Raw genomic sequence first — 26,285 nt, 5'->3', positions numbered from 1 at the left:
TCGTCCGCATACCCGTTGCAGACCCGTCTTGCTCCCTTCTCCCACCGGGAGAAGGGCCGGGGATGAGGGAGCGTCCGTTCAGGTTGTCGCTGCGCCATGTCATCCCACCGTTACGGTTCTCGCAGGTACAGACAGTGAATACCCGAACCGCCGCTCCCTCACCCTGTGCCGGGCTCCCCAACCCCTCTCCCGGCGGGAGAGGGGCTTACTACGACCTGCGCCCTTCTCATTCGTTATGGCTGCCAAGCCAACCCCCACGCAAGCAGCCGCTCACCCACCCCGCCCGCCCGTTGCCGCGATGCAGCAAACACGCTCCCGTCCAGCCGCAACGCAGCAAGCGCCCGGCGCGCAGGCGGGGGCGGCGGGTATAATGCGCGGCTTCCACACCCCCACCCCGCCCCAGACCCGCCGTGTCCCCCGCCCGCTCCGCCCTCGACCTGCTGCAAACCGTGTTCGGCTACGAGGCCTTCCGCGGCCGCCAGGGCGAGATCGTCGAGCACGTGGCCAACGGCGGCGACGCGCTGGTGCTGATGCCCACCGGCGGCGGCAAGTCGCTGTGCTACCAGATCCCGGCGCTGCTGCGGCAAGGCTGCGCGGTGGTGGTATCGCCGCTGATCGCGCTGATGCAGGACCAGGTCGAGGGCCTGCACCAGCTCGGTATCGAGGCGGCCTTCCTCAATTCCACGCTGTCGCTGGAAGAGGCCCGCGAAGTCGAGCGCAAGTTCCTGTCGGGCCAGCTCAAATTGCTCTACGTCGCGCCCGAGCGGCTGCTGACGCCGCGCTGCCTGGGCCTGCTGGAGAGCGCGCCGGTGGCGCTGTTCGCCATCGACGAGGCGCACTGCGTGAGCCAGTGGGGCCACGATTTCCGGCCCGAATACATCGGCCTGTCGACGCTGCACGAGCGCTTCCCCGAGGTGCCGCGCATCGCGCTGACCGCCACCGCCGACGCCGCCACCCGGCGCGAGATCGTGCAGCGGCTGGCGCTGGAGGACGCGGCCGAGTTCGTGTCGAGCTTCGACCGGCCCAATATCCGCTACGCCATCGTCGAGAAGGACAACGCCCGCCGCCAGCTGCTCGAATTCATCGAGCGCGAGCACGAGGGCGACACCGGCATCGTCTATTGCCTGAGCCGCAAGCGGGTGGAGGAGACCGCGGCCTTCCTCAACGAGCACGGCATCACCGCCCTGCCCTACCACGCCGGCCTCGACGCCGAGACGCGCGCGCGCAACCAGACCCGCTTCCTGCGCGAGGACGGCATCGTGATGGCGGCCACCATCGCCTTCGGCATGGGCATCGACAAGCCCGACGTGCGCTTCGTCGCCCATATCGACCTGCCCAAGAGCCTGGAGGGCTACTACCAGGAGACCGGCCGCGCCGGCCGCGACGGCCTGCCGTCCAACGCCTGGCTGGCCTATGGCCTCAACGACGTGATGCAGCTCAAGGACATGATCGAGAGCGGCCAGGCGCCCGAGGCCCAGAAGCAGATCGAACGGCAGAAGCTCAACGCCATGCTGGGCCTGGCCGAGACCACCCAGTGCCGCCGCCAGGTGATCCTCGGCTATTTCGGCGAGCAGAGCGCGCCGTGCGGCAACTGCGACAACTGCATCAAGCCGCCGACCACCTGGGACGCCACCGACGCCGCCCGCAAGGCGCTGAGCTGCACCTTCCGCACCGGCCAGCGCTTCGGCGCCGGCCACATCATCGACGTGCTGCTGGGCCGCGAGACCGAGAAGGTCAAGCAGCACTTCCACGACCGCGTCACCACCTTCGGCATCGGCCGCGAGCTGCCCGAGGCGGCCTGGCGCTCGGTGTTCCGCCAGTTGCTGGCCGGCGGCTACCTGGCCACCGACAGCGAGGGCTACGGCACCCTGCACCTGACCGACGCGGCGCGGCCCCTGCTGCGCGGCGAGCTGGAGTTGCACCTGCGCGGCCTGCCGGAGAAGCGCAAGCGCGACAAGAGCGAGCGCGACAAGAAGCGCTCGGCCGCCAGCCTCGACATCGCGCCCGCCGACGAGCCGCTGTGGCAGCGGCTGCGGCAGAAGCGGCGCGAGCTCGCCGACGCGCAGAGCGTGCCGGCCTACCTGATCTTCTCCGACGCCACGCTCAAGGCGATGCTCGACGCGCGGCCGGCCACGCTGAGCGACATGGCCCACATCTCCGGCGTCGGCGCGCAGAAGCTCGACCGCTACGGGCTGGCCTTCCTCGACGTGCTGCACGGCGCCGATTGAGCGCGGCCAGCGTCGCAATCGCGTAACACTGGCCAGCCATGACATCCGGGTAGGGCGACCCGGACAGGTAACTCACATACAATCGCGGCTCGCACGGCCCAGCGCCGAGGCCGGCGCAGACCGGCCCAGCGGCCCTCGACGGCCGGCGCCGCCGTGCCGCCCCCGGAGGCGGGAAACAACAACAACCGGTGCGGCGCCCTGCGCCGCCCATACTGCGGATCGACCCACTGGGTCCAATTTCGTCCATGACAGGCATTCTTCCCCTCGACGACGCGCTGGCCGCGTTTCTCGAAGGCGGCCGCAGCATCACGCTCGCCAGCCGCGACGTGCTGCTGCACCCCTTCGTCGCCCGCGCCGTCGCCTGCCGGGTGGCGGCCGACCGGCGCAGCCTCGTCGTGCTGCTACCGCGCAGCCAGGCGCTGCCGCTGTTCGAGCACCTGGCCGACAACGGCCAGCTGGCGGCGGTGTTCTCCGAGCCGAGCAGCCACCGCACCATCCAGCTCAAGGGCCACGACGCGCACGAGATCGCCGCGGACGACGACGACCAGGCCGCCGCCAGCGGGCAGCTCGACCGGCTGATCGCCGAGCTGGTCGGGCTGGACTTCGACGAAGCGACGCTGCGCAGTTGCTACGCCTGCGCCGCCGACGACCTGGCGGCGATCCGCTTCACCCCGGCCGAGGCCTACAGCCAGACGCCCGGCCCGCGCGCCGGCGCGCCGCTGGAGCGACGCCCATGACGCCGCGGCTGGACCAGCTGCGGCGCTGTTTCGAGGGCGCCGCGCCGGCGCTGCTGGCCACCTGCTCCACCGACGGCACGCCTAACGTCACCTGCGTCTCGCAGGTCCATTTCGTCGACGACGAGCATGTCGCGCTGAGCTTCCAGTTCCTCAACAAGACGCGCGAGAACATCCTGGCCAACCCGGCCGGCTCGCTGCTGCTGCTCGACCCGTGCAGCGGCGCGCGCTACCGGCTGGCGATCGAATACGCGCGCACCGAATCGGAAGGCCCGCTGTTCGAATGCATGCGTGCGCGGCTGGCCAGCATCGCCTCGCATACCGGCATGGCCGGCGTGTTCCGCCTGCTGGGCGCCGACGTCTACAAGGTGGCGGCGATCGAGGCCGTGCCCGGCCCCTGCCGGCCGCAGCCCGAGCGGCGGCGCGACCGGCTGGCCGCATTGCGCACGCTGTCGCGCCGGCTGGCGGCCGCCGACGAGCTCGAGACGGCGCTGGACCTGGTGCTCGAGGGGCTGGCCGAGCTGTTCGGCATGCAGCATGCGCTGGTGCTGTGCAGCGACGAATCGGGCCAGTGGCTCTACACCGTGGCCAGCCATGGCTATGCCCAGTCCGGCGTCGGCTCCGAGGTCGCGCTCGGCGAGGGCGTGATCGGCGTGGCGGCGCAGCAGCGCACCCCGATCCGGCTCAACTGGCCGGCGGCCGAATACGCCTACGGCCGCGCGGTACGCGCCGCCGCCGCGCGCGACGGCCTGATCCCGCTCGATACCGAGATCAGCTTCCCCGGCCTGATCGATCCGCAGAGCCAGCTGGCCGCGCCGATCGAGGCCGGCGACTGGCTGGCCGGCGTGCTCTACGTCGAGAGCGCCGAGGAAGGCCGCTTCGACCACCAGGACGAGGATGCGCTGGTCACCATCGCCCAGCAGCTCGGCGTGGTGATGCGCTGCCTGATCCGGCCGGTCGAGATCCCCGAACCGCTGCCGCCGCCCCGATGGACGCCATCGCACCGGCCGGCCGCCCGGTCGCGGTGCGTTATTTCGCCACCACCCAGAGCGTGTTCCTCGACGACGACTACCTGATCAAGGGCGTGGCCGGCGCGGTGCTGTGGCTGCTGATCAACGACCTGGTGCGCGAAGGCCGGGCCGAGTCGAGCAACCGTGCGCTGCGGCTCGATCCGCGGCTGCGGCTGCCCGATCTGGACGACAATTTGGAAACCCGGCTGATCCTGCTGCAGCGCCGCCTGGGCGAGCGCTGCGACTGGCTGCGCATCGAGAAGCTCGGCCGCGGCCGCTTCGCGCTGCGGCTCGACCGGCCGGTCAGCCTGGTCGACGTGGAGGAGCAACAAGCATGAATCGCCCCGATTGCATCAAGCACTACAGCGAGATCCAGGAAGCCGACGACAGCCACTACCCCGGCAGCACCGAACTGCTGAGCGTCGGCTCGCCGTTCGGCCGGGTGTTCGGCCTGCAGCGCATCGGCATCCATCACGAGCTGCTGCCGCCCGGCCGACGCACCTCCTGGCCGCACGCGGAAAGCACCGAGGAGGAGTTCGTCTACGTGATCGAGGGCGAGCCCGAGGTCTGGCTCGACGGCACGCTGCACCAGCTGCGGCCGGGCGACGGCGTCGGCTTCCCGCCCGGCGACGGCCTGGCGCACACCTTCATCAACAACACCGCGCAGCCGGTGCGGCTGCTGGTGGTCGGCGAGTGCAAGCGCGCCGACAACCGGGTGCACTACCCGCGCCACCCGGCCCGCAATGCCGAGATCGGCGCGCTGCACTGGTCCGACGCGCCGGCACGGCCCGACGGCGGCCACGACGGGCTGCCCGATGCGCAGCGCGAGACGCCCTGATATCACCAGTCCGCGCTGTTCGCGCCTGTAGGGGCGCTTGTCCCACCCGCCGAATTCATTAGCCAGATCGCCCCGCATGTTCGCCGTCGTCCTGTTCCAGCCCGAAATCCCGCCCAACACCGGCAACGTCATCCGCCTGTGCGCCAATACCGGCTGCGAGCTGCACCTGGTCAAGCCGCTCGGCTTCCCGCTCGACGACGCCAGGATGCGCCGCGCCGGGCTCGACTACCACGAGTACGCCGAGATGCGGGTGCACGAGGACTGGGCCGCCTGCCAGGCCGCGCTTGCCGGCCGCCGCATCTTCGCGCTGACCACCCGCGGCTCGACCCGCCACGACCGCATCGCCTTCCAGCCCGGCGACGTGTTCCTGTTCGGCCGCGAATCGGCCGGCCTGCCGGCCGAGCTGCGCGACGGCTTTCCGCCCGAGCGCCGCATCCGGCTGCCGATGCGGCCGGACAACCGCAGTCTCAACCTGTCCAACGCGGTGGCGGTGACGGTGTTCGAGGCCTGGCGGCAGCAGGGGTTCGCCGGCGCGGCGGAGTGAGCGGCGGGTGAGGGATCGGTTCGGCGGGGCGGCGCGACCTCGATGAGCGGCGCAGTCGGGCGTAAAGCCCGAGCTACGGGCGCATCGCCCGCCGCAGCCAAGCCCGGGGTTTTGTAGGCGCGGCTTCAGCCGCGAATGGCGGAAAGTGAACCGAGCGGAAATTCGCGGCTGAAGCCGCTCCTACAGGCTCCCGAGCATCGGGACACGGCGAGAACCGTCAGCCTGCGGCTTTGCCCGCCTCGGCCACGATCACCTGGTTCTTGCCCGACTTCTTGGCCTCGTACATCGCCTGGTCGGCGCGCTCTAGCGTCGCCTCGGGGTGCTCGTCGGCGACGAAGCGCGTCACGCCGGCCGAGAAGGTGATCAGCACGCGCTCGTTGTTGTGCAGGAAGAAACGCTTGGTCAGCTCGCGCTGCACCCGGCGCATGGTGTTGGCCGCCTCGGACAGCGCCGTCTCGGGCAGCAGCACCACGAATTCCTCGCCGCCGTAGCGCGCGATCACGTCGGTCGGCCGCAGCACGTCGCGGATCACCGCCACCAGGTGCACCAGCGCATCGTCGCCGGCCTGGTGGCCGCGCTGGTCGTTGAGCTTCTTGAAATTGTCGATGTCGAGCAGCGCCAGGCACAGCGACTTGCTGCTGCGCTCGGCGCGGGCGATCTCGGTGGCGAAGGCTTCCTCGAAGCCGCGCCGGTTCAGCGCGCCGGTCAGCTGGTCCTCGCGCACCTTCTCGCTGATCGCGCGCAATTCCTGCTCGAGCTCGGCCACCCGCTGGCTGGCCGCCTCGGCGTCGTGGCGCGCGGCCAGCAGTTCCTCGCGCGAGCGCGCCATGTCGAGCTGCATCACGCGGGTGTCCTGCATCAGCTCGTCGAGCAGCTGCTGCAGGTCGGTGATGTGCTGGGCCGAAGCGATGCGGCTGGCGTAGGCCTCGATGCGGTCGTGGTAGCCGCCGGTGGTGTCGGCCATGCTGCCGAGCCGGTCGATGAACAGCGACAGCATGTGCTTGATGCGTTCCTGCGCATCGTCGAGGCTGTGGCGCAGCTGGCCCTGCTTGAACACCACCTCCTTGAAGCCGGCCTCGACCTCGTAGAGCCGGGTCACGCTGAGCGGCCGCGACAGGATGTCGCGCACCACCGCCAGCTGGCCGCTGACCCATTCATCGTCGCCCGACAGCGCCGCCATATTGTCGCTGAGCAGCACCAGCAGGTTCACCAGGCCGCTGGTGATGCGGTTGTCGCGCTCGCTGCGCAGCTCGAGCTGGATCCAGAACTTGCGCAGGCGCTGCACCAAGAGGTCGAGCGCCTGTTCGCTGGCCGCGGTCTCGGCCGCCAGGGCCAGGCTGATCGCTTCCTCGGCCAGGTCCGGCATGCCCTGCAGCCGGTCGGCCAGGCCGTGGCGCAGCGTCTGCACCAGCAGTTCGCGCCAGCGCTGCCAGTCGAGGCCGCTGGCCGGCACCGCGGCCAGGGCGGGACCGGCGGCGTCGACGGCGCCCGGCGCCCGCGCTTCGCCGCTGGCGTCGATCCCAGCCACGTCGATCTGGCTGCCGCCGCTGGCGCCTTCGCTCCAGCTGCGCACCAGCGCGTCGAGCTTTTCGTTGAGCAGGTTCGGGTAATTGCCGAAGTTGAGCAGCACCTTGGCCAGCGACTCGCGCTTGCGCGCCGAGGTGAAGTGCGGGCTGCGCAACTCCCACTGGTTGATCAGCTCGTGGATCAGCTCCGACCAGTTGCGCGCCAGGCTGGCCTGGCCGTCCTGGGTCTCGATCGCCTGCACCACCACCGGCACCAGCTGCGCCCATTCCTTGGCCTGGCTCAGCCGCTCGGCCTGGCTGGTCAGCCGCAGCAGGTCGCCGTTCTGGCGCGGCAGCGCCTTGAGCGCGCGGACCAGCTCGCCGGCCAGCGTCGCCTGCGGATTGGGCTGGGAGCCCTCGCCGGCGATCTCGTGGTACAGCTCCTCGTAGCGTTCGGGCGTGGGCGCGATGCGGCGCGCGGCGAGCTGGCGCAGCGTCTCGCGGGCGATGTCGGTCGGATTGAGGAGCTTGGGATTCATGGCGCGGGAGCGGGGCAGCGACGGACTGCACGGCGAATTATAAATTGTCCGCGCATGCTATCACTGCCGCCCTTGCCGTACTGCGGACCTTCTTGGCGGCGGACAAAGAAAAACGGGGATCCGATCGCTCGAATCCCCGTTTTGCGGACCGCTGTCGCTGGGCTTATTCGCCGACGACGGTGATCTTCACGTTCACGACCACGTCGTGGTGCAGCGCCAGCGCGACTTCGTACTCGCCGATGGCCTTGAGCGGGCCGTCCGGCAGACGCACTTCCATCTTGGTGACGGGCACGCCCGAAGCCTTGGTGACGGCTTCGGCGATGTCGTGGTTGGTGACCGAGCCGAACAGGCGGCCATCGACGCCGGCCTTCTGGGCGACGGTCGCGGCGTAGTCGGTCAGCTTCTCGGCACGGGCTTGCGCCTCGGCCAGGATATCGGCCTGCTGCTTCTCGAGCTCGGCGCGGCGGACTTCGAATTGCTTCAGGTTGGCGTCGGTGGCGCGCTTGGCCTTGCCTTGCGGGATCAGGAAGTTACGGGCGTAGCCGTCCTTGACCTTGACGATATCGCCCAGGCTGCCGAGGTTGGCCACTTTTTCGAGCAGAATGATTTGCATGTTGGCGGCTCCGGCTTAGTGCTTGTCGGTGTAAGGCATCAGGGCCAGGAAACGGGCGCGCTTGATGGCGTCCGACAGCTGACGCTGGTAGCGGGCCTTGGTGCCGGTGATGCGGGCCGGGATGATCTTGCCGTTCTCGCTGATGAAATCCTTCAGCAGGTTGACATCCTTGTAATCGACTTCCTTGATGCCTTCGGCGGTGAAGCGGCAGAACTTCCGGCGCTTGAACAGGTTACGGGACATGATGACCTCGTTGAATTCTGAAAACTGGTTGGGTAGCTCGAGCGGGTCTAGGCGCGCTTCCAGTCGGTGACGTGAAGCACCAGGCTGTGGCGGTAGCGCTGGCTGCGTGCGGCGAGGAAACCTTTGACCACGATTTCCGCATCCGCCGCGAGCCGCGCCAGCGTCTCGGCCTGCTTGCCCAGGCAGATGCAGGGCATTTCGCACTGCACCTTGCGCTCCACGCCGGCTTCCAGCTGGGTCGATTCGTGCATCAGCCTGAATTCGACCGCCGGGATACCGGCCGGGGTGTAGCGCAGGGCGCCGACTTCGAACAGCTTGCCGTGGGCGACGACCTGGTTGCGCGCGCTCAAGCGGAGCCTATTGGCTTAGGCGGCCGCCGCTTCCTTGGCCTCGGGGGCCGGGGTCAGCGACTTGGACTTCTCTTCCTTCATCATCGGCGACGGCTCGGTGATGACGCGCTCGACCTTGAGGGTCAGGTGGCGCAGCACGGCGTCGTTGAACTTGAAGGCGTGTTCGAGCTCGTCCAGGGTGGCTTGGCCGATCTCGATGTTCATCAGCACGTAGTGTGCCTTGTGCATCTTCTGGATCGGGTAAGCCATCTGGCGACGGCCCCAGTCTTCCAGGCGGTGGATCTTGCCGCCGTCGTTGGTAATCATCGTCTTGTAGCGCTCGATCATGGCGGGCACTTGCTCGCTTTGATCGGGATGCACGATGAACACGATTTCGTAGTGTCGCATGCGATCTCCTTGCGGATTGAACAGCCTGCCGTCATGCGGTAACGGTCAGGCAAGGGGTGAAGAGCCCGGCATTCTAGCCGGCATCCGGCCCGGGCGGCAAGATAATCAGCGGTTTGCGCCGATCAAGGGTGTGAAACGTGATTCGCCGCCGGCGCGGCATCGGTGAAAGGTGAAACGTGGAGCAGCGCGGCGAAGCCGCGCACCTTTCACGTTTCACCTTTCACGGCCGTTCAATGCAGCTTGATCTTCGGCCGATGCACCCGGTCCAGCCATTCCGACCAGGTGATCAGGATGGTGCGGAATAGCCCCGACATCGCCATCTGGTGCTGCTTGTGCAGGCCCCAGTACATCAGCTTGGCGATCTGGCCCTCGACGAACAGGCTGCCCTTGGACAGGCTGCCCATCAGCGAGCCGACCGAGGAATAGCTGGCCAGCGACACCAGCGAGCCGTAGTCCTGGAAGCGGAACGGCTTGAGCGGCTTGCCGGCGATCGCGCGCTCGATGTTGCCGGCCAGCAGCGGCGCTTGCTGGTGCGCCGCCTGCGCGCGGGCCGGCACCTGGCTGCCGCTGTCGGTCGGGCAGGCGGCGCAGTCGCCGAAGGCGAAGATGCGCTCGTCGCGCGTGGTGCGCAGCGTGGTGTCGACCACCAGCTGGTTGATGCGGTTGGTCTCGAGGCCACCGAAATCCTTGAGGAAGTCGGCCGCCTTGATGCCGGCCGCCCAGACGGTGAGCGTGCTCGGGATGAACTTGCCGCTGCGCATGCGCACGCCGGCCTCGCTCACTTCCACCACCCGCTCGTTGCTGTGGATCTCGACCGACAGCTTGCGCAGCTCGGCCGCCGCCGCCACCGACAGCCGCTCGGGCAGCGCCGCCAGGATGCGCGGGCTGGCCTCGACCAGCACGATCTTCAGGTCGCTGTCCGGGTCGATATGCTCGAGCCCGAAGCTGCCGAGCACCTGGGCCGCGGCGTGCAGCTCGGCCGCCAGCTCCACCCCGGTGGCGCCGGCGCCGATGATGGCCACCGTCAGCCGGCCGTCGCCGGCCTGGACCTGCTCGGTCTGGGCGCGCAGGCAGGCGTCGATCAGGCGTTCGTGGAATTCGCGCGCGGCGGCCGGGCTGTCGAGGCAGATCGCGTGCTCGGCTACGCCGGGCGTGCCGAAGTCGTTGGTATGGCTGCCGATGGCGATCACCAGGTAGTCGTAGGCCAGCCGCCGCGCCGGCAGGACTTCGCCGCCGTCGCGGTTGGTCAGCGGCGCCAGCAGGATCTCGCGGCTGTCGCGGTCGATGCCGGCCAGCCGGCCCTGGCGGAACTGGAAGTGGTGCCAGCGCGCCTGGGCCAGGTATTCGATCTCCTCGGCGTGGCTGTCGTAGCTGCCGGCCGCCAGCTGGTGCAGCAGCGGCTTCCAGATGTGGGTGCGCTGGCTGTCGACCAGCACCACCTCGGCGCGCTTCTTCCGGCCGAGCCGGTCGCCGAGCCGGGTCGCCAGCTCCAGTCCGCCGGCCCCGCCGCCGACGATCACGATACGGGGGACGTGCTTGCCTTCGTTCATGCACCACCTCGTCACTTTTATAAGGGTCCCGGGCATTCTAGCCGGGATGTGAGGTGCGACTTGGGCGCGAGAGGCGACGTTCTCGTATGGGGATGGGACGCCTCGATGTGAGGCGTGAGGGGTTAGGGGTGAGGTGTGACCCATCCCCCACCCAGCCTCCCCTTGAAGGGGGAGGAGCCGTGCAGCGATGGCTCCATTGCCTGCGATCGTTCAGGCTTGTGCGACACACTCCCTCCCTTCAAGGGGAGGGCGGGGGTGGGGATGGGGTCACGCCTCACCCGCTACACCTCGCACCACATCCCGTCATACCCCGCCTCGACCCCGGCCGGCAGCCGGGCCGACAAGGCGTGGTATTCCATCTCGTGGGTCATGTGGATCAGCACCGTACGGCGCGCGCCGATGCGGGCCGCTGCGGCCAGCGATTGCTCGAAGCCGAAGTGGGTGCGGTGCGGCTGCTCGCGCAGGCAGTCGAGCAGCAGCAGGTCCAGCCCCGCAGCAGCGCGAAGCTCGCTTCAGGGATCTCGGATACGTCGGTCAGATAGGCCGCGCCGCCGATGCGCCAGCCGAGGATCGGCCAGCGGCCGTGCAAGAGCGGCACCGGCACGATCTCGACGCCGCGGTGGCAGAACGGACCTTCGACGCGGGTGAGCTGCAGCGACGGCGTCTCCCACCACGGCGTCGGCGGCAGCGTGCAGTAGTGAAAGCGCGCCTCGATGTCGCGCATCATGAAATCGCTGCCGAACACCGGCATCGGCGCCTTGTTGACGCAGCAGAAGGCGCGCAGGTCGTCGATGCCGTTGAGGTGGTCGGCGTGCTGGTGGGTGTAGAGCACTGCGTCGACCTGGCTCAGGCCTTCGCGCAGCGCCTGGGTGCGCAGGTCGGGGCCGGTGTCGATCAGGAAGTTCAGGCCGCCGGCGCGGATCACGCTGGAGGCGCGGGTGCGGCGGTTGCGCGGATCGCTCGACGTGCAGGTGGCGCAGCGGCAGCCGATCGCCGGAGTGCCGGCGCTCGAGCCGCAGCCGAGGATCAGGACGCCGTCCGCGCCGCCGTTCACAGCCGCCCCTCGAGCTGGAACAGCCGGGCGAAGTTGGCGCTGGTGGCGGCCGCCACCTCCTCCACCGCGATGCCGCGCAGGTCGGCGATGTGCTCGGCGACGTGGCGCACGTAGGCCGGCTGGTTCTGCTTGCCGCGGAACGGCACCGGCGCGAGATAGGGCGAGTCGGTCTCGATCAGCATGCGTTCGAGCGGGATGGTGCGCGCCACTTCCTTCAGCTCCTCGGCCTTCTTGAACGTGACGATGCCGGAGAACGAGATGTAGAAGTTCTGCGCGATGGCCGCGTCGGCCACCGCCTGGGTCTCGGTGAAGCAGTGCATCACGCCGCCGGCCTCGGCGGCGCCTTCCTCCGCCATGATGCGCAGCGTGTCGTCCGAAGCCGAACGGGTATGCACGATCAGCGGCTTGTTGGCGGCGCGGGCGGCGCGGATGTGCACGCGGAAGCGCTCGCGCTGCCATTCGAGGTCGCCCTCGAGCCGGTAGTAGTCGAGCCCGGTCTCGCCGATCGCCACCACCCGCGGGTGCCGGGCCAGCTCGACCAGCTGCTCGACGGTCGGCTCGGTCTCGTCCTCGTAGTCCGGATGCACGCCGACCGAGGCGTAGACGTTGGGATAGCGCTCTGCCATGGCGATCACGTTGGGCCAGTGCGGCAGGTTCACCGACACGCACAGCGCGTGGCTGACGCGGTTGGCGGCCATGGCGGCGATCAGCTCGTCGCCGCGCTCGGCGAGCTCGGGAAAATCGATGTGGCAGTGCGAATCAATGAACATGGGGTGGGCGCTTGCTATGAATTACCTGTATTTCGAGGACCACCTGCAGCGCAGGCACTCGGCAATCCCCGCAAGGGGAGGCCGGCGTTGCAAGCCCGCCAGGACGGGCAACAACTCCGCGCAGCCGCGCGCTTAAACGCGATAGACGCTGAACGGCCGGCACCCTTCTGATCCATTCCCGCTCCCCCGCCTCGCCGCCACCGGGGTCCCCGCGAAGTCGAAGACTTCGTGGGGTAGGCCAGAGGGAGCCTCGCTACGCTCGGGCGCAGCTTTTTCAATCGCATGCGGACGAATGAACAACGGGCGCCGCGGCGCCCGTCGATTCTAGCCGCTCCGGCGGCGGCCGGGCGCTACATGGTGTGGGTGGTGCGGCTCGACTGCAGCGCGCCGCCGAGGATGCCCTCGATCTTGGCGCGCGCCTGCTGGCCGGCCTCGTTGGCCGAGAACTGCACGCCGATGCCCTGGGTGCGGTTGCCGTGGGCGCCGTTGGGGGTGATCCAGACCACCTTGCCCGACACCGCGATACGGGCCGGGTCGTCCATCAGTTGCAGCAGCATGAACACCTCGTCGCCGACGCTGTAGGCCTTGGCGGTCGGGATGAAGATGCCGCCGCCGGTGACGAAGGGCATGTAGGCGGCGAACAGGCCGGCCTTTTCCTTGATGCTGAGCGAAAGCACGCCGCCAGCGCGCGGGGCGGCCGGTGCGGCGGGTTTGGGCGCTTCGGACATGTTGCGTGCTTATCCTTTTTGTACAGGCCGCAGGGCCTGCTGGTAACCGAACAGCAATTGCTCGTAGACGAGCCGTGCGTTGAGCGGATGGCCGGCGAACTTCTTCGCCTCGATCACCGCGTCGTGGTAACGCATCAGCCGGACCGGGTCGAGCGCGCGCGCCAGCGCGGCCAGCCTATCCGTTTGGTCCGGATAATAGCGGACGGAGTCGGCCAGGCCCAAGCGCGCCAGGTCGTGCAGCCAGCGCGCCAGCCAGTCGGTGACGCGGGCGACTTCGATTTTCTGCTTGTCCAGCCGCTCGGCCAGCGCCAGCGGATCGAGCCGGCGCGGTTCGGCCAGCTCGGCCAGGAAGGCGCGCCGCGCCGCCAGCACGGCCGCGTCGGCGCGCTCCAACGCCGCCAGCGGCGCGCCGCCGGCCTCGGCCAGGTGCGCTTCCGCATCGGCCAGGCCCTGCTGCGCCAGCCACTCGAGCGCGGCGGCGCGCTCGGGCAGCGGCAGCGCGAGCCGGCGGCAGCGGCTGCGGATGGTCGGCAGCAGGCGCCGCCACTGGTGGCTGACCAGGATGAACAGCGCGCCTTCGGGCGGCTCTTCCAGCGTCTTGAGCAGCGCGTTGGCCGAGGCCAGGTTGAGCGTCTCGGCCGGCTGCACCAGCGTGACGCGGCGGCCGGCGCGGTGGGCGGTCAGGTGGACGAAATCGTTGAGCTCGCGCACCTGGTCGATGGTGATCCAGGCCGACGGCTTCTTCTTGGCCCTCGATTCTTCCTCCTCGCCCTCGTCCTCGCTGGCCGGCGCCAGCTCGCGGAAATCGGGATGGTTGCCGGCCAGGAACCAGCGGCAGGCGTCGCACTCGCCGCAGGGCTTGGTCGCCGAGGCCGCCTCGCACAGCAGCGATTGCGCCAGGTGGCGGCCGAAGGCCAGCTTGCCGATGCCGGGCTCGCCGGTGAGCAGCAGCGCGTGCGGCAGCCGCTCGCGCTGTTCGAGCAACGCCTGCCAGGCCGCGTGTTGCCAGGGATAGAGCATCGTCAGCCCCCGAAGCCGGCCAGGATGGCGGCCAGCTCGGCCTGGATCGCGTCGAGCGGCCGGCTGGCGTCGACCACCCGGATGCGCTGCGGCGCGGCGGCGGCGCGGGCCAGGTAGGCAGCGCGCACGCGTTCGAAGAAGTCGTCGGCCTCGCGCTCGAAGCGGTCGAGTTCGCGGCCGTTGGCCAGTCGCGCGCGGCTCACCGCCAGCGGCACGTCGAACAACAGCGTCAGCTCGGGCTCGACCAGCCCCCGGGCCGGCCCTGCACCGCGCGTTCGAGCGCTTCGAAGGTCGCCAGCGGCAGGCCGCGGCCGCCGACCTGGTAGGCATAGGTCGCGTCGGTGAAGCGATCGCACACCACCCAGCGGCCGGCCGCCAGCGCCGGCTCGATCACCTGGGCCAGGTGCTCGCGCCGCGCGGCGAACATCAGCAACGCCTCGGTGTCGAGGTGCATGGACTGCTCCAGCAGCAGCGCGCGCAACTGCTCGCCGAGCGGCGTGCCGCCGGGCTCGCGGGTGACCCGGTGGTCGATGCCGCGATCGGCCAGGTGGGCGGTGAGCCAGGCCAGGTGGGTGCTCTTGCCGGCGCCGTCGAGGCCTTCCAGGGAGATGAAGCGGCCACGGGACATCACTTGGCTCCGAGTTGGTAGCGCCGCACCGCCTGGTTGTGCTCGGCCAGGGTCGCGGAGAAATACGAGGTGCCGTCGCCGCGGGCGACGAAATACAGCGCCTTCGATTGCGCCGGGTTGGTGGCGGCCAGCAGCGCCGCCTCGCCCGGCATCGAGATCGGCGACGGCGGCAGGCCGCCGCGGGTATAGCTGTTGTACGGCGTGTCGGTCTCGAGGTGGATGCGCTTGAGGTTGCCGTCGAAGGCTTCGCCCAGGCCGTAGATCACGGTCGGGTCGGTCTGCAGCCGCATGCCGATGCGCAGGCGGTTCTCGAACACCGCGGCGATCATCGCGCGGTCGCGCGGCGCGCCGGTTTCCTTCTCGACGATCGAGGCCAGCGTCAGCGCCTCGTAGGGCGAGGCCAGCGGCAGGTCGGCCGCGCGCGCCTGCCAGGCGGCGTCGAGCTTGGCCTGCATCGCCTTGTAGGCGCGCTTGAGCACATGGATGTCCGAACTCTGCTTGGCGAAGTGGTAGGTGTCGGGGAAGAACAGGCCCTCGGGATGCGGCTCGCGGGCGCCGACCGCGGCCAGCAAAGCTGCATCGTCCATCGCCGCGCTGTCGTGGCGCAGGTCGGGGTGGCGATTGAGCGCGGCGCGCAGCTGGCGCCAGTTCCAGCCTTCGACCACCGTCAGCGTGGCGCTGGAGACGTCGCCGTCGGTGAGCTTGGCCAGCAGTTGCAGCGGCTTGACCGGCTGGCTCAGCTCGTAGCTGCCGGCCTTGATGCGCGGCGCGGCGCCGTTGACGCGCGCCACCAGCGCCAGCAGCCACGGCTCGGTCACCAGGCCTTCGCCGGCCAGCTGGTTGGCCGCCATCTTCATGGTGATGCCGCGCTCGAGCACGAAGGCGCGCGGCGCGCCGTCCAGCGGGTAAGGCGTATCGAGGTAGCGCCAGACGTAGGCGCCGGCGCCGGCCACGGCAAGGCAGCCGAGCAGGAACAAGGTGGTCAGGAAGCGGCCGAAGGCGCCGCTGCGCTTAGCCTTCTTGGGCGGGATCGGCGTTTGGCCATTGCGGATATGGGCGAAGAAGCGTTGAACGACGGACAGCTCGCGCGTGCGCGTCATCGGCGGCAAGGCCTGCCAGATCTGCTTGCCGTAGGGTTTTTCGACCAGGCGCGGGTCGGCGATCATCAGCACGCCGCGGTCCTGCTCGTCGCGGATCAGCCGGCCGGCGCCCTGCTTGAGCGTGATCGCCGCGCGCGGCAACTGGTATTCGATGAAGGCATTGCGGCCGGCCTTGTTGATCTTGTCGACGCGGGCCGACAGCACCGGGTCGTCCGGCGGCGCGAACGGCAGCTTGTCGATGACCACCAGCTGCAGCTGCTCGCCCTTGACGTCGATGCCTTCCCAGAAGGTCTGGCTGGCCACCAGGATGGCGTTGGGCAGGGTACGGAAGCGCTCCAGGAGCTCGGTGCGGGTGCCCTCGCCCTGCAGCAGCAGCGGGTACTTGAGGCCCATGGCCGGCAGCCGCGCCTGCAGGATGTCGTAGGCCTCGCGCATCGCGCGCAGGCTGGTGAACAGCAGGAAGGCGCGGCCCTCGCTGAGCTCGAGCAGCGGCAGCGCGGCCTCGACCACCGCCGGCGTGTAGTCGCGGCTGTTCGGATCGGGCAGGCCCTGCGGCACGTAGAGCACCGCCTGCTTCTTGTAGGCGAACGGCGACTCCCAGGCGCTCTGCTCGGCGTCCCACAGCCCCATCTCGTGGGCGTAGTGCTTGAAGTTGCCGTTCATCGCCAGGGTGGCGCTGGTGAAGATCCAGGCGCGCTCCTGGTTCATCTGGCGGGCGAACAGGCGGGCGATGTCGAGCGGCGTGGCGTTGAGCTGGAAGCCCATCGGGCCGACTTCGAGCCAGTAGACCGCGTCGATCGGCTGCGGCTTCTTGTCGGCACCCTCGCCATCCTTGCTGTCCACTGCCAACTTGTTGGCAGTGGACGCAGCCAACTTGTTGGCCGCGGACCCTGCCGGCTTGCTGGCCGCGGACAGCAAGTCGGCCGTCCCGGCCGGCTTGGCCGCAGGCGCATTGGGCGCGGTCACCGGCGGCGCGCTCAGGCCCTCGCGCCAGCGGCGCAACACGCCGAGCTGTTCCTGGGCGCGGCGGCGGCAGGCATCGAGGCCTTCGGAGCGCTCGGACTGGTCGGCCAGCCGGTCGGCCAGCTCGTCGAGCGCGGTCTCCAGCTCGGCCAGCGCCTCGATGAAGTCGAGCCGGCCGGCCAGCGCATGCTGCGGCAGCCGCAGCGGCTCCTGGCCGAACACCAGCCGCAGGTCGCGCACCGCCTTGTCCAGCGCCAGCGCGGCGGCCGGCAGGTGGACGAAATCCTTGGCGGCGGACAGCGCTTCGGCGCGGCTGTCGCGCGCCAGCTCGAGCAGCGCGCCCGAGGCCACGGTCTCGCCGAAGAACAGGCTGGCGACCTCGGGCAACTGGTGGGCCTCGTCGAAGATCACCGTGTTGCAGCGCGGCAGCAGCTCGCCGGCGCCTTCGTCCTTGAGCCAGACGTCGGCGAAGAACAGGTGATGGTTGACCACCACCACGTCGGCATCGAGCGCCTGGCGGCGCGCCTGCATGACGAAGCAGTCCTGGTAGTTGGGACAGTCGGTGCCGAGGCAGTTGTCGCGCGTCGACACCGCGTGCTGCCACACCGGCGACGACTCGGGCACCTTGCTGCAGGCCGACTTGTCGCCGTCGGCGCTGACCGCGGCGAAGCGCACGATGTCGTGCAGCTGGGCGACCTGCTCCTTGCTGCCGAAGCGGCCGTCGGCCACCGCGCGCTCGAGGTGGTAGCGGCAGACGTAGTTGGCGCGGCCCTTGAGCAGCGCGATGGTGACCGGCACTTTGAGCGCCGCGCGCACCTTGGGCAGGTCGCGGTGGAACAGCTGGTCCTGCAGCGTCTTGGTCCCGGTCGAGACGATCACCTTGCCGCCCGACAGCAGCGCCGGCACCAGGTAGGCGTAGGTCTTGCCGGTACCGGTGCCGGCCTCGGCGATCAGCGGCTTCTTGCTGCGGATGGCCTGTTCGACCGCGCGCGCCATCTCCACCTGCTGCGCGCGCGGGCGGTAGCCGGGCAGGGCCTGGGCGAACAGGCCGCCTTCGCTGAAGACGTCGTCGAGGGTGGTCACGGAATCGGGAAACCGGCAGGGGTGGGTGTCGAAAAGCCGGCCGATTCTACCATGCGGCCGGCATGGCCTCGGCGCGCCGGGGCCAGCAAAAACGCCGCCCGGGGGCGGCGTTCAATGCGAAAGACGTGTGCGGGCGCGAGCCCGGCCGGGTCAGGCCCGCACGTCGATCAGGTTGCCCAGGTTGGGCGGATTGCTCGACGCGGGCTGCGGCAAGGCCTGCAGCAAGGTCGCGGCGTTCTGCGCCTGCAGGTCGAGCGCCTTGCGCAGCGTCAGCATCGACGCCGCCGAGGCAGTATTGGCCGCGGCCATATTGGACGCGGCATTGGCTAGGCTGGAGATGTCCATGTTCCTCCTTTCCAGTTTGACCGGCCGGCGGCGAAACGATCCGCCGGCCCGTGCCGTGCGCCCAAACGAACTCGGGCAGGCGCACGCCGTGTCATCGGCTACTTGCGGCGTTTCTTGAGCGGCTTGGTCGATTTGCCGCGCGCCGCCGGCTTGGCCGCCTTGGCGCGGCTCTTGCCCGTGGCGGCCTTGGCCGATTTCTTGCCCTTGGCGGCCCGCGCCGCGGCGGCGCGCTCGCGTTTGCTGAGCGGCGCGCTGGCGCGGCGCTTGGGCGAGCCGACCGGCTCGGCCGCGGCCGGATCGTCGCCGGGCAGCGGATTGTCGACGCGCGGCGGCGCGGCGGGACTGGGCTGTTCCGACAGCGGCGGATTGCCCTCGGCCTGCACGGGCGCGGCAAGCAGCAGGGCGACGGCGCCGGCCAGCAGCGGGCGGAACAGGTGGGTGAAACGAGGCATGCACGACTCCAGGATGGATGCGAGTGGGCGGAAAGGCCGCTAGTTTAGCCGCTCGACCGCCGCCGGTCGCCTCGCGACCGGCCGCCGCGACTGACCGGAAAACGCTAAGCAAATTCAATTTGCGAGCAATGACGCGGCCCGGCGGCGCTCCCGGCCCCGCCGGCCGGCCATGCCGGATCATCGACAAACACCTGATTTACAAATAGTTACCGGCATCCGGGCGAACCCGCAGGCCGATCCGGAGCGCCGCAGCGCGGCCGCCCGGCGCAGCCTGGGCCCGCGTTTTGCGACGCGGCCAACCTCCCGCATAATCGAACGATTTCGCCGACCGACCGCCCCCCCGCCGTGAATCCCCTGCTCGACCGCCTGCAGCCCTACCCGTTCCAGCGCCTCAAGGCGCTGCTCGCCGATGCGCAGCCGGACGCCGCGCTGCGCCATGTCGACCTGTCGATCGGCGAGCCGAAGCACCCGACCCCGCCGCTGATCCTCGATGCGCTGACGGCCCATTTCGGCGGCCTAGCCCAGTACCCGGCCACGCTCGGTTCGGCCGAGCTGCGCGGCGCCATCGCCGACTGGCTGGCGCAGCGCTACGGCATCCCGCGGCCCGATCCGGCCACCGGCGTGCTGCCGGTGCTCGGCAGCCGCGAGGCGCTGTTCAGCTTCGTCCAGGCCGTGATCGACCGCGACGCGGCCGCGCTCGACGGCGCGGCGCCGGTGGTGATCTCGCCCAACCCGTTCTACCAGATCTACGAAGGCGCCGCGTTGCTGGCCGGCGCCGAGCCCTACTACGTCAACTGCCTGGCCGGACGCCGCTACCAGCCCGACTGGCAGGCGGTGCCCGAAGCGGTCTGGCGCCGCACCCAGCTGGTGTTCGTCTGCTCGCCGGGCAACCCGACCGGCGCGGTGATGTCGCTCGACGACTGGCGCGAGCTGTTCGAATTGTCGGACCGCTACGGCTTCGTCATCGCCAGCGACGAGTGCTATTCCGAGATCTGGTTCGACGCGCCGCCGCTCGGCGGGCTCGAAGCCGCCCACCGGCTCGGCCGCGATCAGCGCCGGCTGGTGGTGTTCTCCAGCCTGTCCAAGCGCTCCAACGCGCCCGGCCTGCGCTCGGGCTTCGTCGCCGGCGACCCGGCCGTGCTGGCCGGCTTCCTGCTCTACCGCACCTATCACGGCTCGGCCATGTCGGCCATGGTGCAGGCCGCCAGCGCCGCCGCCTGGCGCGACGAGGCCCACGTCGAGGCCAACCGCGCCCAGTACCGCGCCAAGTTCGAAGCGGTGGTGCCGCTCCTGGCCGGCCCGCTCGGCGCCGCGCTGCCCGACGCGGCCTTCTACCTGTGGGCGCAGGTGCCGGCGCGCTTCGGCGGCGACGACGCGGCCTTCGCCCGCGACGTCTACCGGCACTGCAACGTCACCGTGCTGCCCGGCAGCTACCTGGCCCGCGACGCCCACGGCGCCAATCCCGGCGCCGGCCGCATCCGCATCGCGCTGGTCGCGCCGCTGGCCGACTGCGTCGAGGGCGCGCGCCGCATCGCGGCGTTCTGCGGCTAGCCGCGCATACCCAAACGAATCCAAACGATCAGGAAACCCAAGCCATGACCCATCCGCTTCAGTCCGTCATCGAAACGGCGTTCGAACAGCGCGCCGACATCACGCCGCAGACCATCCGGCCCGAGCTGCGCGAGGCGATCGATACCGTCGTGCTCGGCCTGGACCGGGGCGAATTGCGCGTCGCCGAGAAGATCGACGGCCAGTGGGTCGTCAACGAATGGATCAAGAAGGCCGTGCTGCTGTCGTTCCGCGCCGAGGACAACCGGGTGATGGATGCCGGCGAATTGCGCTTCTTCGACAAGGTCGAGAGCAAGTTCGCCGGCTGGAGCGAGGCCCAGTTCCGCGAGGCCGGCATCCGCATCGTGCCGTCGGCGGTGGTCCGCCGCGGCAGCCACATCGGCCGCAACGTGGTGGCGATGCCGAGCTTCGTCAACATCGGCGCCCACATCGGCGAGGGCACCATGGTCGACACCTGGGCCACCGTCGGCTCCTGCGCCCAGATCGGCCGCCACGTCCACCTGTCGGGCGGCGTCGGCATCGGCGGCGTGCTCGAACCCCTGCAGGCCGCGCCGACCATCATCGAGGACAACTGCTTCATCGGCGCGCGCTCCGAGATCGTCGAGGGCGTGATCGTCGAGGAGGGCTCGGTGATCTCGATGGGCGTCTACATCGGCCAGTCGACCCGCATCTACGACCGCGAGACCGGCGAAGTGAGCTACGGCCGCGTGCCGGCCGGCTCGGTGGTGGTCAGCGGCAACCTGCCCTCGGCCGACGGCAAGTACAGCCTGTACTGCGCCGTGATCGTGAAGAAGGTCGACGCCAAGACCCGCGCCAAGGTCGGCATCAACGAACTGCTGCGCGGCGTATAAGGCCCTCGCGCGCCCGGCCGGCCGGACGCCGGATGTGCCTGCATCCGGCCGTCGGCCTATACTGCGGGCCGGCTGGTACGGGATTGCGCGACGGCGCCTAACCGCCCTGCCGGATTGCGCAGGCCGGGATTTATTCCCGGCAGCGATATCAAACCCAGGTACCGTCGGGAATAAATCCCGACCTACGACGACACTCGCACTTCGACGGAGTGACCACTTCATTGAAGTACCGCTTCGGTGGATTGCCACCTGGGTGGAGTACCCCGTCAGTTGGAAAGAACCGCGAACGAGCGCAGCGAGGCCCCTCTACCCACCCCACGAAGTCTGCGACTTCGCGGGGCCCCCGGAGCGGCGAGGGCGGGGGAGCAGGAATCAATCAGGGATGGGCCGTGGTCGAGTACGCACCGACCGTGAGCGCCCGGCTCCGCCGGGGGCCTGCACCAACGCTCGATCCGCACCAAAGGTAACCACGGTTCAAAAAGGCCCATGCCCTGCTCACCCGCCGAACTGCAAAGAAAGTGCGACAGCCTGCTGGCCACCTGGCAGGCCTATCGCGCTGCGCCCGGCTTCGAGCAGTTCGTCGAGTTCGCGGTCACGCTGTCGAGCTTCGCCGAGTTCCTGCATGCCAAGGGCCTGTCCGGCCTGCACCTGATCGCGCGCGACCTCGAGCAGCAGGCGCTGGGCTGTTCGGCGACGAGCACGCCCACCCGATCCCCGCGCAGGCCTTCGACGACCTCGGCGCCCGCGTCGACGGCCTGGCCGCCCGGGTCGGCAACTACATCGACACCAGCAGCAGGCCGATCGAAGACCGCCGCTTCGGCCACGAGCACGCCTCGGCCGCCGACCTGTCGCCGGGCCGGCGCATCTGGTTCATCGGCAAGCAGCTCGAGCCCTGGCGCGAGCTGATGGCCCAGCTCGGCTACTTCGGCATCGGCGTCGAATGCTGGACGCCCGAGACGGTGCCGGCCGACCTCGACGAGCCGACCACCCTGCTGTTCGACATCACCGGCTGCAGCCGGGACGAATGGACCTCGGCGCTGCAGTCGCTGCGCCTGCGCTCGGCCGCCAGCAACCTGATCGGCCTTGCCGTCGACGCCGATTTCGCCAGCCTGCAGGCCGCGCTGGCGGCCGGCTGCGACTGCTGCTTCCCGCGCGGCACGCCCGCCGCGGCGGTGGTGGCCAAGATCCTCGAGCTCAACGCCAACGAGGAAGAAGAACCCTACCGCGTGCTGGTGGTCGAGGATTCGCTGACCGCCACCCGGCTGATCCAGCGCACCCTGCAGGAAAACGGCATCGAGAGCTTCGCCATCGCCCAGCCGCGCGACGTGCTGACCGCGCTCAAGCGCTACCAGCCCGACCTGATCCTGATGGACATGTACATGCCGGACTGCACCGGCGTGGAGGCGGCGCGGGTGATCCGCCAGCACGCCGAATTCCTCTCCACCCCGATCGTCTACCTGTCGGGCGAGACCGACGTGGCGCTGCAGATCGACGCGCTGCGGCTCGGCGGCGACCACTTCCTGACCAAGCCGTTCAACCCGGTCATCCTCAACGCCATCGTCAAGAGCAAGATCGAGCGCTACCGCGCGCTGCGCCGCTCGATGCTGCACGACAGCCTGACCGGCCTGCTCAACCACACCAGTTCCAAGCAGCGGCTCGATGCCGCGCTCAACGCCGCCGCGGCCGAGCACGAGCCGCTGGCGGTGGCGATGATCGACATCGACCACTTCAAGAAGGTCAACGACACCTACGGCCATCCGATGGGGGACCAGATCATCCGCAGCCTGGCCTGGCTGCTGAAGCAGCGGCTGCGCAAGACCGACATCGTCGGCCGCTACGGCGGCGAGGAATTCCTGGTCGGGCTGCCCGGCACCGGCAGCGCGCATGCCTTCCAGGTGCTCGACCGGATCCGCCGCGACTTCGCCCGCATCAAGCATCCATTCAACGAAACCTGGTTCAACACCACCTTCTCCAGCGGCATCGCCAGCTTTCCGGCGGTGGGCAACGGCGAGGCGCTGGTGAAAGAGGCCGACGAAGCGCTCTACGAAGCGAAGCGCGCCGGCCGGGACCGCGTCGTCGCCCACGGCTAGGCGCCCCGCGGGTGCCGGCCGCCGATGCGCGGACCGGCAGCAGACAATAAAAGGGAGCAGGACATGACGCGTATCGCGCCACAGATTTTCAAGGCCTACGACATCCGCGGGATCGTGGGCAAGACGCTGGACGCCGGCGTGTTCGGCCTGATCGGCCGCGCCGTCGGCAGCGAGGCGCTGGCGCGGCGGCAGACCGCCGTGGTGGTCGGCCGCGACGGCCGCCATTCGAGCGCCGGCCTCGCCGAGGCGCTGATCGACGGCCTGCGCGCCAGCGGCGTCGAGGTGATCGACATCGGCGAGGTGACCACGCCGCTGGTGTGGTTCGCCGCCCATCACCTGGAAACGCTGTCGGCGTGATGGTGACCGGCAGCCACAATCCGCCCGAGTACAACGGCGCCAAGATCATGCTCGGCGGCGAGACGCTGGCCGGCGAGGCGATCCAGAAACTGCGCGCCCGCATCGAGGCGGCCGAGTTCGACGAAGGCGCCGGCGGCTACCGCAAGGAAGACGTGCGCGAAGCCTATTACGACCGCATCTGCGGCGACCTGCGGCTGAACCGGCGCATGAACGTGGTGGTCGATGCCGGCAACGGCGTGGCCGGCGCCGTCGCGCCGGTGCTGTACCGCCGGCTGGGCTGCCGCATCCGCGAGCTGTTCTGCGAGGTCGACGGCGACTTCCCGCACCACCATCCCGATCCGGCCAAGCCGGACAACCTGGCCGACCTGGCGCATGCGCTGGCGGTGACCGACGCCGAGCTCGGCCTGGCCTTCGACGGCGACGGCGACCGCCTCGGCGTGGTGACCAAGGACGGCATGGTGATCTATCCGGACCGGCTGCTGATGCTGTACGCGGCCGATGCGCTGAGCCGCCAGAGCGGCGGCAAGATCGTCTACGACGTCAAGTCGAGCCGGCTGGTGGCGCCGTGGGTGAAGAAGCACAAGGGCCGCGCGGTGATGGCGCGGACCGGCCACAGCTACATGAAAGCCAAGATGAAGGAGACCGGCGCGCTGGTCGGCGGCGAGCTGAGCGGCCACCTGTTCTTCGCCGAGCGCTGGTACGGCTTCGACGACGGCGTCTATGCCGGCGCGCGGCTGCTGGAGATCCTGTCGCAGTTCGACGACCCGAGCGCGGTGCTGCACAACCTGCCGCAGGGCATGTCGACGCCGGAGATCCAGATCCCGATGAAGGAAGGCGAGCCGCACGCGCTGATCGACCGGCTGCGCGCCTCGGCCCGCTTTCCCGATGCCGAGCTGGTCACGCTCGACGGCCTGCGGGTCGAATACGCCGACGGCTTCGGCCTGCTGCGCGCCTCCAATACCACGCCGGTGCTGGTGCTGCGCTTCGAGGGCGACGACAGCAAGGCGCTCAAGCGCATCCAGGCGACGTTCCGCCAGTTGCTGGCCAAGGAGATCGGCGGCGATCTGCCGTTTTGACGGCGGTGAAACGTGAAAGGTGCGCGGCTACGCCGCGCTGCACCCACGTTTCACCTTTCACGTTTCACATTTCACGTTTCACATTTCACGGAGCGGCAAGGCCGCTCCTCAACGCCGCCTCATCCACACCACGCGCGGAACCTGGTCGCTGCTGCGCTCGAGCAGCGCGCGGTAGGCGATGCTGACGCGGCCGAAGCGGGCGTCGACGTCGGAATAGAAATAGTTGGTCTCGACGCTGATCCGGTTCATCAGCGGGCGGTCGCCCTCGGCCTGGCCGATCGCCGCATCGGGCAGTTGCCCCTTCATCTCCTCGAAGCTCTCGAACGGCTTGGTCTTGACCCGCTGGGCCAAGCCCTGAGCGGTACCGCGGTCGAGCCCCGGCAGCACGGCCAGCAGCACCTCGGTCGAGGCGAAATTGGCGTTCACCGCGGTCTGCGTCGGCAGCACCGTCACGAACGGTTCGAGCTTCTTCATCACCTCGTCGTCGAAACCCTGCACCTGCCGCAGCTCGTCCAGGTCGAACAGGCGCCGGTTGGCCGCGCGCCACGCCGGGGTCCGGGCCAGGTATTCGCGGTCCTCGGCGCCGCCGGGGTAGCGCGTCTCCGAATCTGCGTCCTGCCAGTCGAGCAGCGCGTTGGCGAGGTCGGGCGACAGGTTCAGCTCGGTCAGGAGGCGTTGGAAGGCTGCAAGGTCGCCGCTGCTGACCACGCCGCTGTCGTTGATCAGGTTGTTCAGGTTGAAGCCGCCCTGGGCGTCGCGCAGGCGGCCACCGGCATGGCCGCGCTCGACCGGCAGGTCGGGGATCGGGATCGCCCACGGTTCGCGCGCGTGGTCGTAGGTGTTCTGCCGCCGGTCGCCCTGCAGCGTCAGCCGGCTCAGGTCGATGGCCGAGCGCGCCACGCCGCGCGCCTGGGCGATGTCCTGCTGGTTCTCCACCTGGCGCAGCCAGATGTTGTGGCGGAAGGCCAGCGCGGCCGCCAGCGCGGCGACCAGCGCGGCGACCGCGACCGCGGTGATGATGGCGATGCCGCCCTGGCGGCGCAGCGAACGATGGTTCATGGCAGCGCGTACAGCCGGGTGACGGTCTCGCCGCTCTGCAGCGTCAGCACCAGCTCGACGCCGCGCGGCGGCTTGCCGGCCTCGGGCCCCTGCGGCCACGACAGCTGCCACTGGCCGGCCGCGTCGAGGAAGCGCAGGTCGAGCTTGGCGACATGGTCGAGCAGCGCCAGCGCGGTCGGTTGGCTGCGCGGCGCCAGGTCGAGCCCGTTCCACAGCAGGAGTTCGAGCCGGCCTTCGCGCAGCCGGTAGCCGATATGGGTCAGCCGGCCGCCGTCGTAGCGCACCAGCTCGAGCTGGGCGCCGTTGGCATCGATCGCGCCGGCCGCGCCGCGCACCGGCGCCTGGGTGGTACCGCCCTCGTCGCGCCAGGGCCGGTTGGCGACCTGGGTGAAATCCTCGTCGAAGCGCGCCAGCGCCACGGTCAGCTCGCGCCACTTGCGGTTGTCGGCGTCCATCACCTGCTTGGTGGTGGCCATGCGGGCCACGCCCTGGTAGGCGATCACCGCCAGCACGCTGAACACCGCCAGCGCGATCAGGATCTCGATCAGGGTGAATCCCGCGGGCCCACGCAGGGTCGCGCGGGAGCGCTGAGCATGCAT

At 69.8% G+C, this 26,285-nt stretch carries 24 protein-coding genes and 3 pseudogenes; 11 read left to right on the top strand and 16 right to left on the bottom strand.

What is annotated here, in order from left to right; genetic code table 11:
- Window positions 1-410 precede the first annotated feature (410 nt).
- The 6 genes from recQ to H9L41_RS05335 all read left to right on the top strand — a co-directional run bounded on the left by recQ (window position 411) and on the right by H9L41_RS05335 (window position 5,354).
- Window positions 411-2,228 carry a DNA helicase RecQ gene (recQ, locus tag H9L41_RS05355; RefSeq protein ID WP_028447953.1) on the top strand — a complete coding sequence of 606 codons (1,818 nt, stop codon included), beginning with the start codon at window positions 411-413 and terminating at the stop codon, window positions 2,226-2,228.
- A gap of 245 nt (window positions 2,229-2,473) precedes the next feature.
- Entirely contained in the window at window positions 2,474-2,965 is a 492-nt protein-coding gene (locus H9L41_RS05350) for a hypothetical protein (RefSeq protein WP_034608098.1), read from the top strand.
- Window positions 2,962-4,038 carry a GAF domain-containing protein gene (locus H9L41_RS05345; RefSeq protein WP_265583939.1) on the top strand — a complete coding sequence of 359 codons (1,077 nt, stop codon included), beginning with the start codon at window positions 2,962-2,964 and terminating at the stop codon, window positions 4,036-4,038. The genes H9L41_RS05350 and H9L41_RS05345 overlap by 4 nt, the downstream gene beginning before the upstream one ends.
- Complete coding sequence (locus tag H9L41_RS24370; RefSeq protein ID WP_265583938.1) at window positions 3,951-4,310, top strand: hypothetical protein; 360 nt, start codon at window positions 3,951-3,953, stop codon at window positions 4,308-4,310. The genes H9L41_RS05345 and H9L41_RS24370 overlap by 88 nt, the downstream gene beginning before the upstream one ends.
- Window positions 4,307-4,810 (top strand): cupin domain-containing protein, encoded by a 504-nt coding sequence (locus tag H9L41_RS05340; RefSeq protein WP_028447955.1) that lies wholly within the window; start codon window positions 4,307-4,309, stop codon window positions 4,808-4,810. Before H9L41_RS24370 ends, H9L41_RS05340 begins: the two co-directional genes overlap by 4 nt.
- Before the next feature lie 76 nt (window positions 4,811-4,886).
- A complete protein-coding gene (locus H9L41_RS05335; RefSeq protein ID WP_028447956.1) occupies window positions 4,887-5,354 on the top strand; it encodes a tRNA (cytidine(34)-2'-O)-methyltransferase in 468 nt (155 codons plus the stop codon).
- A gap of 217 nt (window positions 5,355-5,571) precedes the next feature.
- Here the strand turns inward: H9L41_RS05335 and H9L41_RS05330 are convergent, their stop codons facing one another.
- From H9L41_RS05330 to H9L41_RS05265, 14 genes and pseudogenes are all read right to left on the bottom strand, one after another.
- Window positions 5,572-7,398 (bottom strand): GGDEF domain-containing protein, encoded by a 1,827-nt coding sequence (locus tag H9L41_RS05330; RefSeq protein ID WP_028447957.1) that lies wholly within the window; start codon window positions 7,396-7,398, stop codon window positions 5,572-5,574.
- 163 nt (window positions 7,399-7,561) lie between these two features.
- On the bottom strand, window positions 7,562-8,011 hold the full coding sequence (rplI, locus tag H9L41_RS05325; protein WP_028447958.1) for a 50S ribosomal protein L9: 450 nt from the start codon (window positions 8,009-8,011) through the stop codon (window positions 7,562-7,564).
- Window positions 8,012-8,026: 15 nt separating this feature from the next.
- A complete protein-coding gene (rpsR, locus tag H9L41_RS05320) occupies window positions 8,027-8,254 on the bottom strand; it encodes a 30S ribosomal protein S18 (protein ID WP_028447959.1) in 228 nt (75 codons plus the stop codon).
- A gap of 47 nt (window positions 8,255-8,301) precedes the next feature.
- Complete coding sequence (priB, locus tag H9L41_RS05315; RefSeq protein WP_028447960.1) at window positions 8,302-8,604, bottom strand: primosomal replication protein N; 303 nt, start codon at window positions 8,602-8,604, stop codon at window positions 8,302-8,304.
- Between the two features lie 15 nt (window positions 8,605-8,619).
- The gene (gene rpsF / locus H9L41_RS05310; protein WP_028447961.1) at window positions 8,620-8,991 is read right to left on the bottom strand and encodes a 30S ribosomal protein S6; all 372 of its coding nucleotides are present in this window, start codon (window positions 8,989-8,991) and stop codon (window positions 8,620-8,622) included.
- 230 nt (window positions 8,992-9,221) lie between these two features.
- Window positions 9,222-10,541, bottom strand: coding sequence for an NAD(P)/FAD-dependent oxidoreductase (locus H9L41_RS05305; protein WP_028447962.1), 1,320 nt, complete (start codon window positions 10,539-10,541; stop codon window positions 9,222-9,224).
- Window positions 10,542-10,822: 281 nt separating this feature from the next.
- Window positions 10,823-11,466, bottom strand: a pseudogene (locus tag H9L41_RS05300) (MBL fold metallo-hydrolase).
- Window positions 11,467-11,591: 125 nt separating this feature from the next.
- A complete protein-coding gene (locus H9L41_RS05295; protein ID WP_028447964.1) occupies window positions 11,592-12,365 on the bottom strand; it encodes a TatD family hydrolase in 774 nt (257 codons plus the stop codon).
- A 350-nt stretch (window positions 12,366-12,715) separates the two neighbouring features.
- Complete coding sequence (locus H9L41_RS05290) at window positions 12,716-13,093, bottom strand: PilZ domain-containing protein (RefSeq protein WP_028447965.1); 378 nt, start codon at window positions 13,091-13,093, stop codon at window positions 12,716-12,718.
- Between the two features lie 9 nt (window positions 13,094-13,102).
- Window positions 13,103-14,113 (bottom strand): DNA polymerase III subunit delta', encoded by a 1,011-nt coding sequence (gene holB / locus H9L41_RS05285; RefSeq protein WP_028447966.1) that lies wholly within the window; start codon window positions 14,111-14,113, stop codon window positions 13,103-13,105.
- Window positions 14,114-14,115: 2 nt separating this feature from the next.
- Window positions 14,116-14,741: pseudogene (tmk, locus tag H9L41_RS05280) on the bottom strand (dTMP kinase).
- Entirely contained in the window at window positions 14,741-17,887 is a 3,147-nt protein-coding gene (gene yoaA / locus H9L41_RS05275; RefSeq protein WP_187523705.1) for a DNA repair helicase YoaA, read from the bottom strand. The pseudogene tmk and the gene yoaA overlap by 1 nt, the downstream one beginning before the upstream one ends.
- 150 nt (window positions 17,888-18,037) lie before the next feature.
- Window positions 18,038-18,232 carry a YjfB family protein gene (locus tag H9L41_RS05270; protein ID WP_028447969.1) on the bottom strand — a complete coding sequence of 65 codons (195 nt, stop codon included), beginning with the start codon at window positions 18,230-18,232 and terminating at the stop codon, window positions 18,038-18,040.
- Between the two features lie 98 nt (window positions 18,233-18,330).
- Window positions 18,331-18,684, bottom strand: a complete 354-nt coding sequence (locus H9L41_RS05265; protein ID WP_034608100.1) for a hypothetical protein — start codon at window positions 18,682-18,684, stop codon at window positions 18,331-18,333.
- A gap of 345 nt (window positions 18,685-19,029) precedes the next feature.
- Here H9L41_RS05265 and dapC point away from each other — a divergent pair, with 345 nt between their 5' ends.
- The 5 genes and pseudogenes from dapC to H9L41_RS05240 all read left to right on the top strand — a co-directional run bounded on the left by dapC (window position 19,030) and on the right by H9L41_RS05240 (window position 24,627).
- The gene (gene dapC, locus H9L41_RS05260) at window positions 19,030-20,235 is read left to right on the top strand and encodes a succinyldiaminopimelate transaminase (protein ID WP_028447970.1); all 1,206 of its coding nucleotides are present in this window, start codon (window positions 19,030-19,032) and stop codon (window positions 20,233-20,235) included.
- Window positions 20,236-20,279: 44 nt separating this feature from the next.
- Entirely contained in the window at window positions 20,280-21,104 is an 825-nt protein-coding gene (dapD, locus tag H9L41_RS05255; RefSeq protein ID WP_028447971.1) for a 2,3,4,5-tetrahydropyridine-2,6-dicarboxylate N-succinyltransferase, read from the top strand.
- Between the two features lie 486 nt (window positions 21,105-21,590).
- Window positions 21,591-22,010 carry a hypothetical protein gene (locus tag H9L41_RS05250; RefSeq protein ID WP_187523704.1) on the top strand — a complete coding sequence of 140 codons (420 nt, stop codon included), beginning with the start codon at window positions 21,591-21,593 and terminating at the stop codon, window positions 22,008-22,010.
- Window positions 22,010-23,194, top strand: a complete 1,185-nt coding sequence (locus H9L41_RS05245; RefSeq protein ID WP_187523703.1) for a GGDEF domain-containing response regulator — start codon at window positions 22,010-22,012, stop codon at window positions 23,192-23,194. The genes H9L41_RS05250 and H9L41_RS05245 overlap by 1 nt, the downstream gene beginning before the upstream one ends.
- A 63-nt stretch (window positions 23,195-23,257) precedes the next feature.
- Window positions 23,258-24,627, top strand: a pseudogene (locus tag H9L41_RS05240) (phosphomannomutase/phosphoglucomutase).
- A gap of 108 nt (window positions 24,628-24,735) precedes the next feature.
- Here H9L41_RS05240 and gspK read toward each other — a convergent pair.
- Together gspK and gspJ are read right to left on the bottom strand one after the other, a co-directional pair.
- Window positions 24,736-25,686: a type II secretion system minor pseudopilin GspK gene (gene gspK, locus H9L41_RS05235; RefSeq protein WP_051319394.1), complete on the bottom strand. Its 951-nt coding sequence runs from the start codon at window positions 25,684-25,686 to the stop codon at window positions 24,736-24,738.
- Complete coding sequence (gene gspJ, locus H9L41_RS05230) at window positions 25,683-26,285, bottom strand: type II secretion system minor pseudopilin GspJ (RefSeq protein WP_028447974.1); 603 nt, start codon at window positions 26,283-26,285, stop codon at window positions 25,683-25,685. The genes gspK and gspJ overlap by 4 nt, the downstream gene beginning before the upstream one ends.

Source organism: Chitinimonas koreensis (genome assembly GCF_014353015.1).
GTDB classification, from domain to species: Bacteria; Pseudomonadota; Gammaproteobacteria; order Burkholderiales; family Chitinimonadaceae; genus Chitinimonas; species Chitinimonas koreensis.
Note: the sequence above shows the minus strand (reverse complement) of the source record. Positions and strands in the feature narration are given on the sequence as shown.

Coding starts and splice junctions, on each gene's coding strand:
- H9L41_RS24370 (WP_265583938.1), top strand. CDS start 3,951: ATGGACGCCATCGCACCGGCCGGCCGCCCGGTCGCGGTGCGTTATTTC.
- rplI (WP_028447958.1), bottom strand. CDS start 8,011: ATGCAAATCATTCTGCTCGAAAAAGTGGCCAACCTCGGCAGCCTGGGC.
- gspJ (WP_028447974.1), bottom strand. CDS start 26,285: ATGCATGCTCAGCGCTCCCGCGCGACCCTGCGTGGGCCCGCGGGATTC.
- H9L41_RS05270 (WP_028447969.1), bottom strand. CDS start 18,232: ATGGACATCTCCAGCCTAGCCAATGCCGCGTCCAATATGGCCGCGGCC.
- H9L41_RS05335 (WP_028447956.1), top strand. CDS start 4,887: ATGTTCGCCGTCGTCCTGTTCCAGCCCGAAATCCCGCCCAACACCGGC.
- H9L41_RS05265 (WP_034608100.1), bottom strand. CDS start 18,684: ATGCCTCGTTTCACCCACCTGTTCCGCCCGCTGCTGGCCGGCGCCGTC.
- H9L41_RS05330 (WP_028447957.1), bottom strand. CDS start 7,398: ATGAATCCCAAGCTCCTCAATCCGACCGACATCGCCCGCGAGACGCTG.
- dapD (WP_028447971.1), top strand. CDS start 20,280: ATGACCCATCCGCTTCAGTCCGTCATCGAAACGGCGTTCGAACAGCGC.
- H9L41_RS05290 (WP_028447965.1), bottom strand. CDS start 13,093: ATGTCCGAAGCGCCCAAACCCGCCGCACCGGCCGCCCCGCGCGCTGGC.
- rpsF (WP_028447961.1), bottom strand. CDS start 8,991: ATGCGACACTACGAAATCGTGTTCATCGTGCATCCCGATCAAAGCGAG.
- H9L41_RS05245 (WP_187523703.1), top strand. CDS start 22,010: ATGGCCCAGCTCGGCTACTTCGGCATCGGCGTCGAATGCTGGACGCCC.
- gspK (WP_051319394.1), bottom strand. CDS start 25,686: ATGAACCATCGTTCGCTGCGCCGCCAGGGCGGCATCGCCATCATCACC.
- H9L41_RS05305 (WP_028447962.1), bottom strand. CDS start 10,541: ATGAACGAAGGCAAGCACGTCCCCCGTATCGTGATCGTCGGCGGCGGG.
- holB (WP_028447966.1), bottom strand. CDS start 14,113: ATGCTCTATCCCTGGCAACACGCGGCCTGGCAGGCGTTGCTCGAACAG.
- H9L41_RS05345 (WP_265583939.1), top strand. CDS start 2,962: ATGACGCCGCGGCTGGACCAGCTGCGGCGCTGTTTCGAGGGCGCCGCG.
- H9L41_RS05340 (WP_028447955.1), top strand. CDS start 4,307: ATGAATCGCCCCGATTGCATCAAGCACTACAGCGAGATCCAGGAAGCC.
- H9L41_RS05250 (WP_187523704.1), top strand. CDS start 21,591: ATGCCCTGCTCACCCGCCGAACTGCAAAGAAAGTGCGACAGCCTGCTG.
- H9L41_RS05295 (WP_028447964.1), bottom strand. CDS start 12,365: ATGTTCATTGATTCGCACTGCCACATCGATTTTCCCGAGCTCGCCGAG.
- H9L41_RS05350 (WP_034608098.1), top strand. CDS start 2,474: ATGACAGGCATTCTTCCCCTCGACGACGCGCTGGCCGCGTTTCTCGAA.
- rpsR (WP_028447959.1), bottom strand. CDS start 8,254: ATGTCCCGTAACCTGTTCAAGCGCCGGAAGTTCTGCCGCTTCACCGCC.